The sequence below is a fragment of the Pseudolabrys sp. genome (assembly GCF_035943735.1).
GTDB lineage: Bacteria > Pseudomonadota > Alphaproteobacteria > Rhizobiales > Xanthobacteraceae > Pseudolabrys.
Window position 1 is genome coordinate 1 of sequence record NZ_DASZBV010000021.1, and the last position, 14,158, is coordinate 14,158.

The 14,158-nt window shown below is 66.4% G+C and carries 17 protein-coding genes, 1 pseudogene and 1 riboswitch; of the genes and pseudogenes, 6 read left to right on the top strand and 12 right to left on the bottom strand.

Annotated elements, in window-relative coordinates:
- A pseudogene (locus VGV41_RS15705) lies at nt 1–140 on the top strand (biotin synthase); the annotation flags it as partial.
- Between the two features lie 10 nt (nt 141–150).
- Here the strand turns inward: VGV41_RS15705 and crcB are convergent.
- Entirely contained in the window at nt 151–525 is a 375-nt protein-coding gene (gene crcB / locus VGV41_RS15710; RefSeq protein ID WP_326864848.1) for a fluoride efflux transporter CrcB, read from the bottom strand.
- A gap of 44 nt (nt 526–569) precedes the next feature.
- Nucleotides 570–640: riboswitch (Fluoride riboswitch) on the bottom strand.
- A gap of 200 nt (nt 641–840) precedes the next feature.
- Between crcB and VGV41_RS15715 the strand changes: the two genes are divergently transcribed.
- From VGV41_RS15715 to VGV41_RS15725, 3 genes are read left to right on the top strand one after another with little or no spacing between them, the layout of a single operon-like run.
- Nucleotides 841–1,467, top strand: a complete 627-nt coding sequence (locus tag VGV41_RS15715) for a TetR/AcrR family transcriptional regulator (RefSeq protein ID WP_326864849.1) — start codon at nt 841–843, stop codon at nt 1,465–1,467.
- Nucleotides 1,464–2,558, top strand: coding sequence for an efflux RND transporter periplasmic adaptor subunit (locus VGV41_RS15720; protein ID WP_326864850.1), 1,095 nt, complete (start codon nt 1,464–1,466; stop codon nt 2,556–2,558). The genes VGV41_RS15715 and VGV41_RS15720 overlap by 4 nt, the downstream gene beginning before the upstream one ends.
- Before the next feature lie 29 nt (nt 2,559–2,587).
- Nucleotides 2,588–5,713, top strand: a complete 3,126-nt coding sequence (locus VGV41_RS15725; RefSeq protein ID WP_326864851.1) for an efflux RND transporter permease subunit — start codon at nt 2,588–2,590, stop codon at nt 5,711–5,713.
- Nucleotides 5,714–5,758: 45 nt separating this feature from the next.
- On the opposite strand, the gene VGV41_RS15730 is transcribed toward VGV41_RS15725, so the two are convergent.
- The 4 genes from VGV41_RS15730 to VGV41_RS15745 all read right to left on the bottom strand — a co-directional run bounded on the left by VGV41_RS15730 (nt 5,759) and on the right by VGV41_RS15745 (nt 6,945).
- On the bottom strand, nt 5,759–6,040 hold the full coding sequence (locus VGV41_RS15730; RefSeq protein WP_326864852.1) for a cysteine rich repeat-containing protein: 282 nt from the start codon (nt 6,038–6,040) through the stop codon (nt 5,759–5,761).
- A gap of 94 nt (nt 6,041–6,134) precedes the next feature.
- A complete protein-coding gene (locus VGV41_RS15735) occupies nt 6,135–6,386 on the bottom strand; it encodes a hypothetical protein (RefSeq protein WP_326864853.1) in 252 nt (83 codons plus the stop codon).
- Nucleotides 6,387–6,526: 140 nt separating this feature from the next.
- Nucleotides 6,527–6,730, bottom strand: coding sequence for a DUF6494 family protein (locus tag VGV41_RS15740; RefSeq protein ID WP_326864854.1), 204 nt, complete (start codon nt 6,728–6,730; stop codon nt 6,527–6,529).
- A gap of 62 nt (nt 6,731–6,792) precedes the next feature.
- Nucleotides 6,793–6,945: a hypothetical protein gene (locus VGV41_RS15745; RefSeq protein WP_326864855.1), complete on the bottom strand. Its 153-nt coding sequence runs from the start codon at nt 6,943–6,945 to the stop codon at nt 6,793–6,795.
- 30 nt (nt 6,946–6,975) lie between these two features.
- Between VGV41_RS15745 and VGV41_RS15750 the strand changes: the two genes are divergently transcribed.
- Entirely contained in the window at nt 6,976–7,464 is a 489-nt protein-coding gene (locus VGV41_RS15750; RefSeq protein ID WP_326864856.1) for a polymer-forming cytoskeletal protein, read from the top strand.
- On the opposite strand, the gene VGV41_RS15755 is transcribed toward VGV41_RS15750, so the two are convergent.
- The 3 genes from VGV41_RS15755 to VGV41_RS15765 all read right to left on the bottom strand — a co-directional run bounded on the left by VGV41_RS15755 (nt 7,461) and on the right by VGV41_RS15765 (nt 10,124).
- The gene (locus VGV41_RS15755) at nt 7,461–8,279 is read right to left on the bottom strand and encodes a metal ABC transporter permease (protein ID WP_326864859.1); all 819 of its coding nucleotides are present in this window, start codon (nt 8,277–8,279) and stop codon (nt 7,461–7,463) included. The two genes, VGV41_RS15750 and VGV41_RS15755, sit on opposite strands and share 4 nt — an antisense overlap.
- Nucleotides 8,280–8,394: 115 nt before the next feature.
- Complete coding sequence (locus tag VGV41_RS15760; protein WP_326864860.1) at nt 8,395–9,216, bottom strand: ABC transporter ATP-binding protein; 822 nt, start codon at nt 9,214–9,216, stop codon at nt 8,395–8,397.
- Nucleotides 9,213–10,124 carry a metal ABC transporter solute-binding protein, Zn/Mn family gene (locus VGV41_RS15765; protein ID WP_326864861.1) on the bottom strand — a complete coding sequence of 304 codons (912 nt, stop codon included), beginning with the start codon at nt 10,122–10,124 and terminating at the stop codon, nt 9,213–9,215. The genes VGV41_RS15760 and VGV41_RS15765 overlap by 4 nt, the downstream gene beginning before the upstream one ends.
- 241 nt (nt 10,125–10,365) lie before the next feature.
- On the opposite strand from VGV41_RS15765, the gene VGV41_RS15770 reads away from it, so the two are divergent.
- A complete protein-coding gene (locus VGV41_RS15770; RefSeq protein WP_326864862.1) occupies nt 10,366–10,686 on the top strand; it encodes a hypothetical protein in 321 nt (106 codons plus the stop codon).
- Between the two features lie 54 nt (nt 10,687–10,740).
- Here the strand turns inward: VGV41_RS15770 and VGV41_RS15775 are convergent, their stop codons facing one another.
- The 4 genes from VGV41_RS15775 to VGV41_RS15790 form a co-directional block, all read right to left on the bottom strand.
- Nucleotides 10,741–11,109, bottom strand: coding sequence for a hypothetical protein (locus VGV41_RS15775; RefSeq protein ID WP_326864863.1), 369 nt, complete (start codon nt 11,107–11,109; stop codon nt 10,741–10,743).
- A 108-nt stretch (nt 11,110–11,217) separates the two neighbouring features.
- Entirely contained in the window at nt 11,218–12,186 is a 969-nt protein-coding gene (locus tag VGV41_RS15780; protein ID WP_326864864.1) for a tripartite tricarboxylate transporter substrate binding protein, read from the bottom strand.
- Nucleotides 12,187–12,224: 38 nt separating this feature from the next.
- The gene (locus VGV41_RS15785; protein ID WP_326864865.1) at nt 12,225–13,016 is read right to left on the bottom strand and encodes a class II aldolase/adducin family protein; all 792 of its coding nucleotides are present in this window, start codon (nt 13,014–13,016) and stop codon (nt 12,225–12,227) included.
- Between the two features lie 132 nt (nt 13,017–13,148).
- Complete coding sequence (locus VGV41_RS15790) at nt 13,149–14,129, bottom strand: tripartite tricarboxylate transporter substrate binding protein (RefSeq protein WP_326864866.1); 981 nt, start codon at nt 14,127–14,129, stop codon at nt 13,149–13,151.
- Nucleotides 14,130–14,158: the final 29 nt, after the last annotated feature.

Consider the following 14,158-nt stretch of genomic DNA (forward strand, 5'->3'; position numbering starts at 1 on the left):
GCGAGGAAACGCAGGCTTTGTGCTTCCTCGCCGGCGCCAATTCGATCTTTTACGGGCCGAAGCTGCTCACCACGCCGAACCCCGGCCGCGACCGGGACATGCGGCTTCTGGACAAGCTCGGTTTGCGGGCGATGGAGTAGCTCTCCGCTCTCAGGCCATGCTGCGCACGATGGCGAGCCCGGCGAACAGGCCGACGAGGCCGAGCGCGACCGAGCCGACCACGTAGACGGCGGCGAGCATCAATTGGTCGCGCTCGTAGAGCAGCGCGACATCGAGCGAAAACGTCGAGAAGGTTGTGTAGCCGCCGAGCACGCCGGTGGTGAGGAACAGGCGCCAGTGCTGCGAGGCGTCGCCTTTGAACGCGAACCACGCGGCCATCAGCCCCATCACGAATGAGCCGCTGACGTTGATGATGAAGGTGGCGTAGGGGAAGCCGGTGCCGAGCAGCCGCGCCACGCCGAGATTGATGCCGTGGCGGATCGCCGCGCCGAGGCCACCGCCGAGAAATACGATGAAGAACGCCATATCCCATCCTCTTGCATGCGGCGGACGGATTCCTGCCGCGGTTTGAGCCGGCAGGAGTCATCAGCCCACATCGGGATGTTGGCGGTTATCGGGGGACCCCATCCCCATCGGCGGCCACGCTATGCGGGCCGAATTTCCCGGTCAATTGTCGGCGCCCAGGCCACCCACAGGCGCCTGCATCCGTTCTGATGCTTGACAGTCCCCGGCTACCCCAATTATAGAGCGAACGTTCATTCGTTTTATGTGCAGCGCAACATATCGCGCTGCGTGAATGACTGCGGCCGCCGGCGGCGGTCCGAAACAGGGGCGACATCCATGCGGCGCGCCAACGCGCAACTGCAGTCCGACCGGCGCACGGAAATCCTCGACGCCGCCGAGCGCTGTTTCGCCCGCTCCGGCTTCCATCAGGCTTCGATGCAGGACATCTGCGCCGAGGCCGGCATGAGCCCGGGCAATCTCTATCGCTATTTCCCGTCCAAGGAGGCGCTGATCGCCGGCATCTCCGAGCGCAACCGCGCCGAGGCGGTGGCGAGCTTCGCGCAGGTCGATCAGGCGCCGGACTTCTTCGACGGCCTCGCGCAACTGGCGCGTCATCATCTCGTCGACCGCACCGACTCCGAGGTTGGCCTCTGCGCCGAGATCATGTCGGAGAGCCGCCGCAATGCCGATGTCGCGCGCCTCTATCACGACATCGAAAGCGACATCAAACGTCGCATCGCCGCGATGCTCGAAGTCGCGCGCGGGCGCGGCGAGATTCGCGCCGACGTCGACGTCGAGGCTGCGGCGACCGTGCTGATGGTGCTCGGCGACGGCATGTCGTGGCGGCGCTCGGTCGAGAAAGGCTTCGATGCCGAACGCGTGCTGCCGCTGATCCTGAAGATGGTGCATTGCCTGCTGGCGGAGCCCGGCGCGTGCGACAAGAGCGGGGAGAGCGAACAATGAAAGCGAACCGGCTCACGGCCATCGGCCTCGTCGCGGGCGCCGCACTGTGGATCGCCTCCGGTCACTTGATGCCGCGCGATTCGGCGAACAGCGAAGCCGCCATTCGTCCGACGCAAGCCGGCACGCAGCCGCCGTTTCGCGTCGAAGTGACGGCGGCGAAAGTCGTCGATCATTCGCCGAAGCTCACTCTGTCCGGCCGCACCGAGGCCGATCACAAGGTGAGCATCGTGGCGCGCACCGGCGGCGTCCTGACGCAGCTCAACGTCACGCGCGGCCAGCACGTTAAGAAGGGCGACGTGGTCGCCGTGCTGGCCGACGAGGCGCGCGAGGCGCAGGTCGCGCAGGCGCAGGCGCTCTACGATCAGCGCAAGGCCGAGCTGCAGGCGCGCCGGGAGCTCATCGACAAGGGCACGCTGCCGAAGCTCGATCTCGTCAATCTCGAGGCGCAATACAAAGCGGCGGAGGCCTCGCTCGCTTCCGCCAAGGCGGAGCGCGACCGCGGCGTGCTGCGCGCGCCGTGGGACGGCGTCGTCACCGACGTGCCGGCGGAAGTCGGCGCCGCCGCTTTCTCCTTTACCGGCACGCCGATCGCGACCTTGGTGGCGCTCGATCCGATGCTGGCGGTCGTCGAGGTATCGGAGCAGAAGCTCGCCGGCATCAAGGTCGGCGAGACGGCGAAAGTTCGCCTCATCACCGGTCATGTCGTCCGCGGCCACGTGCGATACGTCGCCAAATCGACGACCAACGCCACGCGCACCTATCGTGTCGAAGTGGAGATCCCGAATGCCGACGGCAAGATTCCAGACGGTATCACCTCGGAGGTCGTGCTGTCGCTCAATCCGGTTCCTGCCGCGCAGATTCCGCGTTCGGCGCTGACCATCTCTGCCGCCGGCGACGTCGGCGTGCGCGTGGTGGGGCAGGGCGACAAGGTCGCCTTCGTGCCGGTGCACATCGTCGAAGACCTGCAGGACACGATGTGGGTCGCGGGCGTGAAGGACGACGCGCGCGTCATCGTGCGCGGCCAGGATTTCGTCCGCGACGGCCAGGTCGTCGCTGCGGTCGACGCCGAGCAGGAAAGCGCGTCGCGCTGACCGCGTCCTCGCAACTGGAACCGGCGTAAATGTCTCGCTTCATCACCTTCGCTATCGAGCACGCGCGGCTGACGCTCGCCACGCTCGCCTTCCTGCTCACCGCGGGCCTCGTCGCCTACGTGACGATCCCCAAGGAGGCGGAGCCGGACGTCAAGGTACCGATCATCTACGTGCAGCTGACGCAGCGCGGCATCAGCCCGGAGGATTCCGAGCGGCTGCTGCTGCGCCCGGTCGAGACGCAGCTGAAGTCGGTCGGCAACGTCAAGGAGATGCGTGCCACCGCCTTCGAGGGCGGCGGTTACGTGCTGCTCGAGTTCGAGGCGGGGTTCAATTCCGACGCCGCGCTCGCCGACGTGCGCGCCAAGGTCGACCAGGCCAAGCACGACCTGCCCAAGGACGCGGACGAGCCGTCGGTGCAGGAGGTCAACCTCTCGCTCTATCCGGTGCTCGTCGTCACGCTCGCCGGCGACGTGCCGGAGCGCACGATGCTGCATCTGGCGCGTGAGGCCAAGAACGCCATCGAGCAGGCGCCCGGCGTGCTCAAGGCGGAACTGCGCGGCACCCGCGACGAAGCTGTCGAGATCTCCGCCGAGCCGATGCTGATGAAGAGCTACGGCATCTCGCTCGACCAGTTGATGGCGGTGACGCAGGCCTCGAACAGCATCATCGCCGCCGGGGCGCTGGAGGGGCAGACCGGCCGCTTCGCCGTCAAGGTGCCCGGCCTCATCGAGCGTCCGCAGGACATGCTCAACATTCCGGTCGCCTCGTCGGCCGGCGCCACCGTGACGCTCGGGGACGTCGCCACCATCAAGCCGACCTTCAAGGACGCGACCTCGATCACCCGCGTCAACGGCAAGCCGGCGATGACCATCGAAGTGTCGAAGCGCACCGGGGCCAACCTGATCGAGACGGTCGATGCGGTGAAGCAGGTTGTCGAACGGCTGAAGGCGAGCTGGCCGCAAGGCGTGCACGTCGGCTACACGCAGGACAAGTCGAAGCTCATCCGGCAGATGCTGTCCGACTTGCAGAACTCGGTCGCGACCGGCGTGCTGCTCGTCGCCGTCATCATCCTGTTCGCGCTCGGCTTCCGCTCGTCGCTGTTCATCGGCATCGCCATTCCGGCGTCGTTCCTCGCCGGCGTGCTCGGCCTGCAACTCGCCGGGCTGACGATCAACATCGTCGTGCTGTTCTCGCTGATCCTGGCGGTCGGCATGCTGGTCGACGACGCCATCATCGTCTCCGAATATGCCGAGCGACGCATGGCCGAGGGCATGGCGCCGAAGGCGGCCTATGCCGCGGCAGCCACGCGCATGGCCGGCCCTGTGATCGCCGCGACGCTGACCCGTGTCGCCGCTTTTTCGCCGCTGCTGTTCTGGCCGGGCGTGGTCGGCCAGTTCATGAAATACATGCCGATCACCCTGATCGCGACCTTGTCGGCATCGCTCGCGGTGGCGCTGTTCTTCACGCCGACCCTCGGTGCGCTGCTCGGCCGCGCCTCGCCCGTGCCGCATGACGACCGCGCCCGGGAAGGCGGCCTCTATATGCGCACCGTGAAGGCGGCGATCGCGCATCCCGGCAAGACCATGGGGGCCACGGTGCTGCTGCTGGTCGCCGTCATCGCCGCCTATTCGCAGTTCGGCCACGGCGTCGAGTTCTTCCCGTCGGTCGAGCCCGACTACGGTCAGGTGATCGTGCACGGGCGCGGCAACCTCGCGCTCGACGAAAAGGATGCCGCCGTGCGCCAGGTCGAGAAGACCGTGCTGGCCACGGGCGGCCTGAAGACCGTCTATACCCGCGTCGGCGAGCAGCCGCAGGGCTCGAACGAGATCACCGAGGACACGATCGGCGTCATCCAGTTCGAGTTCGCCAACTGGCAGACGCGGCCGCCGGCGCACGTGATCATGGACGAGATCCGCGACAGGACGCGCAACATCCCCGGCATTCTGGTCGAGGTGACGGCGCCGCGCGCCGGTCCGCCGACCGGCAAGCCGATCCAGGTGCAGCTCTCGGCGCTCGATCCGGCGAAGCTGCCGGCGGCCGCGAAGAAGGTGGCCGCGCTGCTGGCGCCGATGCCGGAGATCCGCGATCTCGACGACGGCCTGCCGCTGCCCGGCATCGACTGGAAGCTCGATGTCGACAAGGCCGAGGCCGCCAAATACGGCGCCAACGTCAACACTGTCGGCACCGCGGTGCAGCTCGTCACCAACGGCGTCAAGGTCACCGAATATCGCCCGTCCGACACCGACAAGGCGGTCGACATCATCGTCCGCTTCCCGAAGGATCGGCGCAGCCTCAACCAGATCGACGAACTAAGGGTGCAGACGCCGTCCGGCTCGGTGCCGATCGGCAACTTCGTCAAGCGCGTGCCGGCGCAGCGCGTCGGCTACATCAACCGCGTCAACGCGCAGCGGGTGATGACCGTGTCGGCCAATATCGCCGACGGCGTGCAGAATGCGCAGGTGCAGAAGGAGATCACCGACAAGCTCGCCGCCGCCAATCTCGGCGACGGCGTCACCTTCAAGCTCAAGGGCGAGGACGAGGAGCGCGCCAAGGCCGGCGCCTTCCTCGGCAAGGCGTTCGGCACGGCCTTGTTCCTGATCTTCGCCATCTTGCTGGCGCAGTTCAACAAGTTCACGTCGGTCGGGCTGGTGCTGTCGGCGGTGCTGTTGTCGACCATCGGCGTGCTGCTCGGCCTCATGATCATGGGCCAGGCGTTCGGCGTGGTGATGACCGGCATCGGCATCATCGCCAACGCCGGCGTCATCGTGAACAACAACATCGTGCTGATCGACACCTATGACCGGTTGAGACGCGAGGGCGTCGCCGCCTACGAGGCGATCATCGAGACCTGCCGCGAACGCGCGCGGCCGGTGGTGCTGACGGCGGTGACGGCGATTCTCGGCGTGCTGCCGATCGCCTTCGGCATCAATCTCGACTTCATCAGCCGCGAGATCACGCACGGCGCGCCGGCGACGCAATGGTGGATCAGCCTGTCGACGGCGATCGTGTTCGGACTCGGCTTCGCTACCGTACTGACGCTGGTCGTCACGCCGGCGGCGCTGATGGGGATCGCCAATCTCGCCGCCCGGCGCGAGGCCTGGCGGGCGCGCCGGCGCGAGAAGCGGCTGCCGAAGGCCGCGGTGCCGGCGGAGTAGCCAAGCGAAACGGCCGGAGTCGCCCCCCGGCGCTTCGCTATCGGCTCACTGGCCGTTGTCGGTCAGCACCTTCTGGCACGGCTTGGTCAGCTTCTTGCGGTGGTCCTGCAAGCAGGCGAGCACCTTGAAGGTGTCGGGGATGGCGTCGCTGCAATATTTCGCCGCGTCGTGATAGCAGGCGTTCTGCTCATCCTCGGTGCCCTTCATCGCATGCGAGCCCTTCTCTTCCTTGGGCGTGGGGATGATGCCCGGCGACTGCGCCAGAGCAGCCGAGGTCCCGGCGGCGAAGGTCAGGAGGAGGGCGGCAGTGACAGCGCGAAAACGCATGAATGGTTTCCCGGCGGCGCAAGAGCGATAAGGAAGGAGGCCGAAGTCGCGCCGGCTCCGGCCTCCCATAATCTGACGGTTTATCGCACCGCCATCAACGATAGTAGTGGTGGTGACGATAATGGCGGCGGTAGTGGTGATTGTGGAAGATGTGGTGCGAAATGTGCGGGCCTTGCGTGTAGCCGATGGCGCCGCCGGCCACGAGGCCGATTGGGCCGGCCACCAGCATCCCGGCGGTGGCGCCCAGCGCCGCGTCTCCCATGCGGGTTTCGTGCGCGGAAGCTGCGGCCGGAGCCAGGGCCAGAGCCGTCGTGACTGCCGCGGCGAGGATCAAGCCAGTCTTCATCGGTCGCCTCCTTAAATGATGACATTGGCGATGCAGACTGGAAAGCGAAACTCCGGACAAAGGTTCCGTCACGGGCCCGCGACGGTTCCGTGAGCGGAAGTTATTCAAAGTAAAGGCCGTTTGGGGCCGCAAAACGGCGGTCAGAGCTCGATCTTGTTGAAGATCGTGACGTCGAGGGCGAGCTTCTCGCTGGTGAGGGTCACCCCGACGGTGAGGGTCTCGCCCTCCTTGGCCTTTCCGGCGGCCGCCGCCTTGCGGACCGCCTTTTCGATCTCGCGTTGCGCGCTGGCGCTGACGCTGCGCAGGAACTTGGCGATGGCTGCATTGACCGCGGTGTCGTCCATCGGCGCAGATTAGGTCCGGCGCGCTCCGGTTCAAGGCGAAAAAGCAATTGTGGTTTGCCTCATTAGTTAATTTCAGCCGCGGCGGCGGGACGCGGCCGCGGCGTTATCGATACCTGCGCTTTTTGCTTTGCGGCTTTTAATGAAAGTGGAATGATCGGCATTGTCATCGAGCTGTCGGGGGGCAGGGGCATGATCGCCACGCTGCTTTCTTCCATAGTCATGTGTCCGTGCGACAGGAGACCAGCGTGAACTACTTTTCGCAGCCCAAGGGCGCGGTGAAGCCCGTCGAGAAACCTGCCGCGGACATCCGCGTCGCGGCCCCCGTGATGCAGACCAAGACCGCCGACGTGCTCTCCACGTTCGGTCCCGGCATGGTCATCACCGGCAACATCGTCTGCGCCGGCGGGTTGCAGATTTTCGGCCGCGTCAGCGGCGAGATCCACGCCGCGCAGTTGGTGATCTGCGAAGGCGCCAAGGTCGAGGGCAAGATCGTCGCCCAGGACGCGGTGATCCAGGGCGAGTTCAAGGGCACCATCCACGGCAACACCGTCAAGCTGCAGGGCACGGCCGTGGTCGACGGCGAGATCTATAATCGCGCGCTGACCATCGAGCAGAATGCGCAGTTCGAGGGCGTGGCGCGGCGGCTCGACCGTCCGGTCGATGCGCCGAGCGCGGAGCGCGCGGAAGCCGCCGCCCCGGTGCAGCCGCTGCTGTCGCCGGAGTCGGTGGGCTAGACGTCCACGTCCGGCAGAGCCAGACGCGGCCGCAGCCCGCTCATCGCCAGCGCGGCAAAGTAACCCGCCGCGCTCAACAAGGCGATGCAGAAGCTCGCCGGCCAGTCGGTATGGAAGGCGAGGACGAGGCCGAGCCAGGCCTCGGCCAGCGCCAGCGCGGCCGAGACGATCAGACCGCTCCAAAGTCCTGTCGTCAGGCGCTGCGCCGCCGCCGGCGGTCCCACCATCAGCGTGAACACCAGCAGCACGCCGACGATCTGCGTGCATTCCGCGACCGCCAGCGCGACGAGCGCGAGGAAAGCCGTCGCCACCAGCCGCATCGGCACGCCGCGCGCTTCCGCCAGCTCCGGCTGCAGGCTGGCGAAGATCAGCGGCCGCATGATGAGCGCAAGGCCGGCCAGCGTGATGACGCCGAGGACGCCGAGCGTGAAGATCATACCGCGCTCGACCGCCAGCACATTGCCGAACAGGAGCGCCGTCGCCTGGCTGGCGAAGGCCGTGTAGTAGTGCAGGAAAAGGAGGCCGAAGCCGAGCGCCAGCGCCAGCACCACGCCGATGGCGACGTCGCGGTTGGAGATGCGCTCGGAGAGCAGGCCCATGACGATGCCGGCGGCGAGCGTGAAGCCGATGAGGCCCCATAGCGCGCTCAGCCCGATCAGCCCGGCGCCGGTCGCGCCGGCAAAGCCGATATGCGATAGCGCATGGCCGGCGAAGGTCTGGCCGCGCATCACCAGGAAGAAGCCGACGAGGCCCGACACCACCGCGACGATGCCGGCGGCGGCGAAGGCATTGAGCATGAAGTCGTATTGAAACATGCGTGGGCTTCCTTATCCGCGATAGCGCGTCCCAGACGCGCCTAAACGCGCTGAAGGCGGACCGACCTCCCCCCTCGAGGAGGAGGTGAAGAGAGTGCGTGGCGACGCATCGCCTTCAATGTCCATGATGATGCCCCTGCTCATGGTCGTGCACGTGCGCACCGCCTTCGACGTCGCGGCCGCGCGACATCACGAAGATGTGGCCGCCGGCGCGCAGCACCTCGATCTCGGTGCCGTAGAGGCGCGACAGCACCGGCGCGGTCACAACCTCGTCGATGGCGCCGAGCGCGGCCTGGCCATGGCCGAGATAGAGCACGCGATCGACGGCGCCGAGCAACTGGTTGAGTTCGTGCGCCGAGAACAGAACGGTGATGCCGCGTTCGCGGCAGACCTTGCGCACAACGTCGATCACCACCTCCTGATGGCGCGCATCGAGCATGATCAACGGCTCGTCGAGCAGTAAGAGCTTCGGGTGGCCGATCAGCGCCTGCGCGAGCAGCAGGCGCTGGCGCTCGCCCCCGGACATGGCGCTCAGCGGGCGGTCGGCCAGTTCGAGGGCGCCGACGGCCTGCAAGGTCTCGGCGATCATGCGGCGCTCGGCCGCCGTCAGCGAGGGCAGGCCCCAGCGATGGCCGTGCAGCGAGGCGCCGATGAAATCGCGCCCGCGCACGCGCAAGTCAGGCAGCACGGTGCGCACCTGCGGCAGATAGCCGATCGCGGCATCGCCGCGCCGCGGCGCGTGGCCGAATATGCGCAGGCTGCCTGACACCGGCGGGCAGAGCCCGAGGATCGCGCGCATGAGTGTGGTCTTGCCGGCGCCGTTCGGCCCGAGCACGCCGACGAATTCGCCCGGCTGAATGGCGAAGCTGACGTCGGAGAGCACGGTGCGCCCGCCGATGCGCAAAGTCGCGTGCTCGAGTTCGACGGCGGCGGTCATTTGCCGCTCAACGCCTTGTCGGTCGCGTCGAGTTCGGACAGCATCCAGTCCTGGAAATGCATTCCGGCGGGCAGCGTCTCGGTGACGCCGACGATGGGGATGTTCGACCCCTTGGCGAGGTCGCGCAGGCGCGTGGCCAGCGCGTCGCTGACCTGCGAATTGTAGAACAACACCTTCACCTTGCGTTCCTTGAGATCGCGCTCGATCTCGGCAAGATCGTGCGCGCTCGGCTCGGTATCGTTCATCGCCGCGATCTGGAAGCGCTCGTTGCGCATGGTGAGCCCGATCGCCTGCGCCATCAGCCCGAACACCGGCTCGGTCGCGGTCACCGGCGTCCCCTGGTATTTGCCGCGCAGCGCGGCGGCGCGGGTATCGATACGCTTGAGTGAGCCGAGCAGCGTCTTGAGGTTGGCGGCATACTCGGTGGCGTGCGCAGGGTCGGCCGCATTTAAGGTCGCGGTGATCGCTTCGGCAACGCGCGGCATGGTCGCCGGGTCGTACCACAGATGCGGATTGTCCCCGGGCTTGCGGCCCATCAGCTTGGCGGCGCTGATGACGATGCGCTTCGGATTGGGGTTCGCCTGCAGAAGCTTGTCGATCCAGGGGTCGTAGTTGGCGCCGTTGACGATCACGACCTGCGCGTCGGCGATCCGCCGTGCGGCCGACGGCGACGTCTCGAACAGGTGCGGATCCTGCGCCGGATTGCTGATCAGGCTGCTGATGTTGACGTTGCCGTCGGCGATCTGCGCGGCGATGTCGCCGTACATGTTCTCGGCGGCCGCGATGGCGATCTTGTCCGCCGCGGGGGCGGGCTCGCCGCCGCCAAGCGCGACGAGGCCCGTGGCCAGCAACGCCGCAGCAAAAAACAGCCGGTAGCGCCGTCCGCTCATCCCCTTGTCAGCCGCCACCGCATTGTCCTCCGCCTGCTTGGGAGCCGGGATGTAACATTATAACATAACAGCCGCAAGCCCGGCGCGCCGTGGCCCCGGCTCCGCGCGGTATCGTTCTGCCGCGCCTGTCGCTTTTTCCCCACACGTCGCGATGCGCAACGCGTCGTGCACAGTTTCGCCACCGAACAGCCGTCATGGGGGTCCTTGCTCGCCGGCGTCGCTCGCGACACATCACCGCAATCGAAGTGGAATGACACCAATGAAACTCAAGCTCATCGTCGCCGCGGCCTGCTTCGCGGCCTTGCCGTTCGCCGCCCAGGCGCAGGGGATCCCCGAAGGCGCCAGCTACGGATTCCATGAAGGCAACCGCATGGCCGGTCCGGTCGGCGCCGTGGTCGGCACCGTCGTCGGCGGCGTCACCGGCGGCATCAACGGCGTGCTCGGTGTCCATCCGTATGCCGAGGCGGAAGCCGAGCCGGCGCGGCCGGTGCATGTCGCGTATCGTCATCACGTGCGGTATGTGCACCATCACTATCGGCATGTGCGGCACCATCACGTCGTTCGCCATCACCACAGCTGAGCGGCGAAACTCAAACGAAACGCCCGGCCTTGCGCCGGGCGTTTTTGCTTTCGGCTACGAGAGCACGTAGGCGGCGAGGATCACGATGCCGCTCACCGCCAGCGCGGCGTGGATGCCGACCAGCGCGCCGGCGCTCTTCCGGCGCAGGCGGAAGCGCACGAAGATCTGCGCGCCGACGATGGCTGCGACGGCCAGGAGGCCCGCGGCGGTGATGCCGAAGCCGGCCATGCCCTGATCGACGCCGCGCGCCGGCCCGCGCAATGTCACCGCCAGCAGGACGAGGCCGATGAGCGCCAGTCCGGCATGCATCAGCGCCAGCGGCCACGGTGCGCGCTCTGCCGTGCGGCCGGCGAAGTGCAGCACGGCGAGCCAGGAGCCGAACAGGACGGCGATGAGGAGCACGATGAGGGCGGCGTCGAGCATGGCGGATCGTTGCTAACGTGGGCCGCCCCCGGACCGCGGATCGGCATCTATATAGCAAGCGGAGACGGACGCCAGCACCGCCTCAATGACGGCGGGCGCCGGCTTGCCCTATTTTGCCGTGATCTTTCCTTGCTTGACGACACGGCCCCATTTGACGATTTCCATCCCGATGTACTTGCCGAATTCGGCCGTGCTCATCGCCACGGGTGACGCGCCGTCGTGCGCGAAGGCGGCTTGCAGCGCGGGCGCCTTCAGCGCCGCCTGGGTGGCAGCGTAAAGCTTGCTCACGACCGGCGCGGGCAGGCCGGCGGGCGCGACGATGCCCCACCAGTTTTCAGCGACATAATTGGGCACGCCGGCTTCCGCGATCGTCGGCACGTCCGGCAGCACCGGGCTGCGCTTGGAGCCGCCGGTGCCGAGCACGCGCACCTTGCCGGCCTTGATCAGCGGCGTCGTCTGGATCATCGACGAAAAGATGATCTTGACGTGTCCGGCGACCACGTCCTGCATGGCCGGCCCGCCGCCTTTGTAGGGCACGTGCACGATATCGACTCCGGCTTCGAGCTTGAACAGTTCGCCACCGAGGTGCTGGAAGCTTCCGATGCCGGCGGACGCATAATTGAGCTTGCCTGGATTGGCCTTGGCGGCCGCCACCAGCTCCTTCACCGTTTTGAACGGCGCATCCTCGCTGACCACCAGGACGTTCGGCCCGGTGGCAAGAATGGAAATCGGCGTGAAGGATTTGATCGGATCGTATTTGAGCGTGTGCAGCGCCGGATTGACCGCGTGCGCGATCGATATGATGCAGAGCGTGTAGCCGTCGGGCGTCGCTTTGGCGCAGTCCTCGGTGCCGATGGTGCCGCCGGCGCCGCCGCGGTTGTCGACGAAGACCTGCTGCTTCAGTTCGTCGCTGAGATATTTCGAAACCAGCCGCCCGACCACGTCATTGCTGCCGCCGGGCGGGAACGGGATGATCATCCGGATCGGCTTGTTCGGATAATCGTCGGCGAGTGCTGCCGATGCGAGCAGCAGCAGCGCGGCGGCGGTATTCAGGATGGATGCGAGCAATTTCGACATGCGTCTCCCCCAGGCATGAACCACGTCGACGTTGAAATTCAGTAATAGTAGGGCGGGTAATCCGAATTCCTTTGTTCCGCGTCGAGCAGGCGCAGCATCGCCGGCCATTCCAGCACGCCGTATGGCCGCCGCGCGCCCGGCTGATAGAGATGCGCGGTGTGCGCCAGCACGTTCTCGCCCGGCATGGTGAGCTCGGTGCGCGCCGCCATGGCGTCGACTTGCGAGCGGCATGACAGTTCGAGCTGATACATCGTGTTGAAGGCCTGCTGCACGGTGGCGCCGCAGGTGAGCAGGCCGTGGTTGCGCATGATCATGGCGTCGTGCGGCCCGAGGTCGTTTACCAGCCGTTCGCGCTCGGCGAGGTCGATCGCCGGCCCCTCATAGTCGTGATAGCCGATGTGTCCTACGAAACGGATCGCGGTCTGCGACAGCGGCAGTAGTCCGCACGTCATGGCCGAAACCGCCATGCCGGCGCGCGTATGCGTGTGCAGCACGCAGGCGACTTCGGGGCGCGCTCTGTGGATGGCGCCGTGGATCACATAGCCGGATTTGTTGATGTCATAGTCGGTCTGCGGCTTCCAGATGATCTCGCCGTCGACATGGATCTTCACCAGGCTGGAAGCGGTGATCTCCTTGTAGAGGAGTCCGTAGAGATTGATCAGCAGATGGTCCGGGGAGCCGGGAATGCGGGTGGTGATGTGATTATAGATGAGGTCGGTCATCGCGTATTTGTCGATGAGCCGGTAGCAGGCGGCCAGATCGAGCCGCGCTTGCCACTCTTCGGGCGAAACCTCGCCCTTGATCGACGGGAAATCGGTTTTGTAGTTCATGGCGCTTCCATCCCGACACGCGGGCGTTGACCGCCCGCGCCATTGTTATGGGTAAAGCATAGCCTCACGTCATCGATCAGGCCACGGCAAACGCGCGGCGGTTCCGCGCGTTCGCTCTGATCATGGCGGCTTCTATTTGTTGCTGCCTTTCAGACCCGCCTGCTCGATGACCTTGGCCCATTGCGGGATTTCGCGGTCGAGATCGGCCTTGAATTCGGCCGGCGTGCTGCCGACGACTTCCATGCCAATGTTTTGGAGCTTGGCGCGGACGTCGGGCATGGCGAGCAGGGCCTTCGAGTCGGCGGCGATCTTGTTGATGATCGCGGGCGGCGTGCCCGCCGGCGACATCAACCCCATCGACAGCACCGATACGAATCCCGGGTATCCGGCCTCGATCATGGTCGGCAGATTCGGCACGAGGCCGAAGCGCTTCTCCGACGTGACGGCGAGCGCGCGCAGCTTGCCTTCGCGCACCAGGGGGATTAGCGGCGAGATGGCGCCGAAGAACATGGTCACGCGTCCGCCGAGGAGATCGGTGATGACCGGCGCCGCGCCGCGGTAGGGTACGTGCTGGATGTCCACCTTCGCCATGGACTTGAACAGCTCGCCGGCGAGATGCTGCGTCGTGCCGACGCCGGCCGAGGCATAGGTCGAGCCGGGATGCGCCTTCAGATAGGCGACCATCTCCTTGACGCTGGTGACCGGCACATTGGGGCCGACGACGAGGATGTTGGGCGAGAAGACCGCGAGTGTGATCGGCGTCAGGTCCTTGCTCGGATTGTAACTCATCTTCGCGTAAAGGCTGGGGTTGATCGCCACCAGCGCGTTGGTCGCCACCATCAGCGTGTAGCCGTCGGGCGTCGCCTTGGCGACACGGTCGCCGGCGATGTTGCCGCCCGCGCCGCTGATGTTTTCGACCACCACCGGCTGCTTCCATTGGGCACTGAGCTTGTCGGCCATGATGCGGCCGATGATGTCGACCGGTCCCCCCGGCGGATAACCGATCAGCACCCGCACTGTGTGGTTGGGGTAGCCGCTCTGCGCCCCCGCAGGGCCGGCCAACAGCGTCGTCACGGCGATCAGGCCCGCCGCGAGCATCGTCCTCCTGTGCATCCTTTCCTCCCCGTCTTTATCGTTATTGG

Bases quoted from the DNA above. Each gene is read 5' to 3' on its own strand.
- VGV41_RS15740 (WP_326864854.1), bottom strand. From the start codon at position 6,730: ATGGACGACACCGCGGTCAATGCAGCCATCGCCAAGTTCCTGCGCAGC.
- VGV41_RS15755 (WP_326864859.1), bottom strand. From the start codon at position 8,279: ATGTTTCAATACGACTTCATGCTCAATGCCTTCGCCGCCGCCGGCATC.
- VGV41_RS15790 (WP_326864866.1), bottom strand. From the start codon at position 14,129: ATGCACAGGAGGACGATGCTCGCGGCGGGCCTGATCGCCGTGACGACG.
- VGV41_RS15780 (WP_326864864.1), bottom strand. From the start codon at position 12,186: ATGTCGAAATTGCTCGCATCCATCCTGAATACCGCCGCCGCGCTGCTG.
- VGV41_RS15735 (WP_326864853.1), bottom strand. From the start codon at position 6,386: ATGAAGACTGGCTTGATCCTCGCCGCGGCAGTCACGACGGCTCTGGCC.
- VGV41_RS15725 (WP_326864851.1), top strand. From the start codon at position 2,588: ATGTCTCGCTTCATCACCTTCGCTATCGAGCACGCGCGGCTGACGCTC.
- VGV41_RS15785 (WP_326864865.1), bottom strand. From the start codon at position 13,016: ATGAACTACAAAACCGATTTCCCGTCGATCAAGGGCGAGGTTTCGCCC.
- VGV41_RS15715 (WP_326864849.1), top strand. From the start codon at position 841: ATGCGGCGCGCCAACGCGCAACTGCAGTCCGACCGGCGCACGGAAATC.
- VGV41_RS15745 (WP_326864855.1), bottom strand. From the start codon at position 6,945: ATGGAAGAAAGCAGCGTGGCGATCATGCCCCTGCCCCCCGACAGCTCG.
- VGV41_RS15720 (WP_326864850.1), top strand. From the start codon at position 1,464: ATGAAAGCGAACCGGCTCACGGCCATCGGCCTCGTCGCGGGCGCCGCA.
- VGV41_RS15770 (WP_326864862.1), top strand. From the start codon at position 10,366: ATGAAACTCAAGCTCATCGTCGCCGCGGCCTGCTTCGCGGCCTTGCCG.
- VGV41_RS15775 (WP_326864863.1), bottom strand. From the start codon at position 11,109: ATGCTCGACGCCGCCCTCATCGTGCTCCTCATCGCCGTCCTGTTCGGC.
- crcB (WP_326864848.1), bottom strand. From the start codon at position 525: ATGGCGTTCTTCATCGTATTTCTCGGCGGTGGCCTCGGCGCGGCGATC.
- VGV41_RS15730 (WP_326864852.1), bottom strand. From the start codon at position 6,040: ATGCGTTTTCGCGCTGTCACTGCCGCCCTCCTCCTGACCTTCGCCGCC.
- VGV41_RS15760 (WP_326864860.1), bottom strand. From the start codon at position 9,216: ATGACCGCCGCCGTCGAACTCGAGCACGCGACTTTGCGCATCGGCGGG.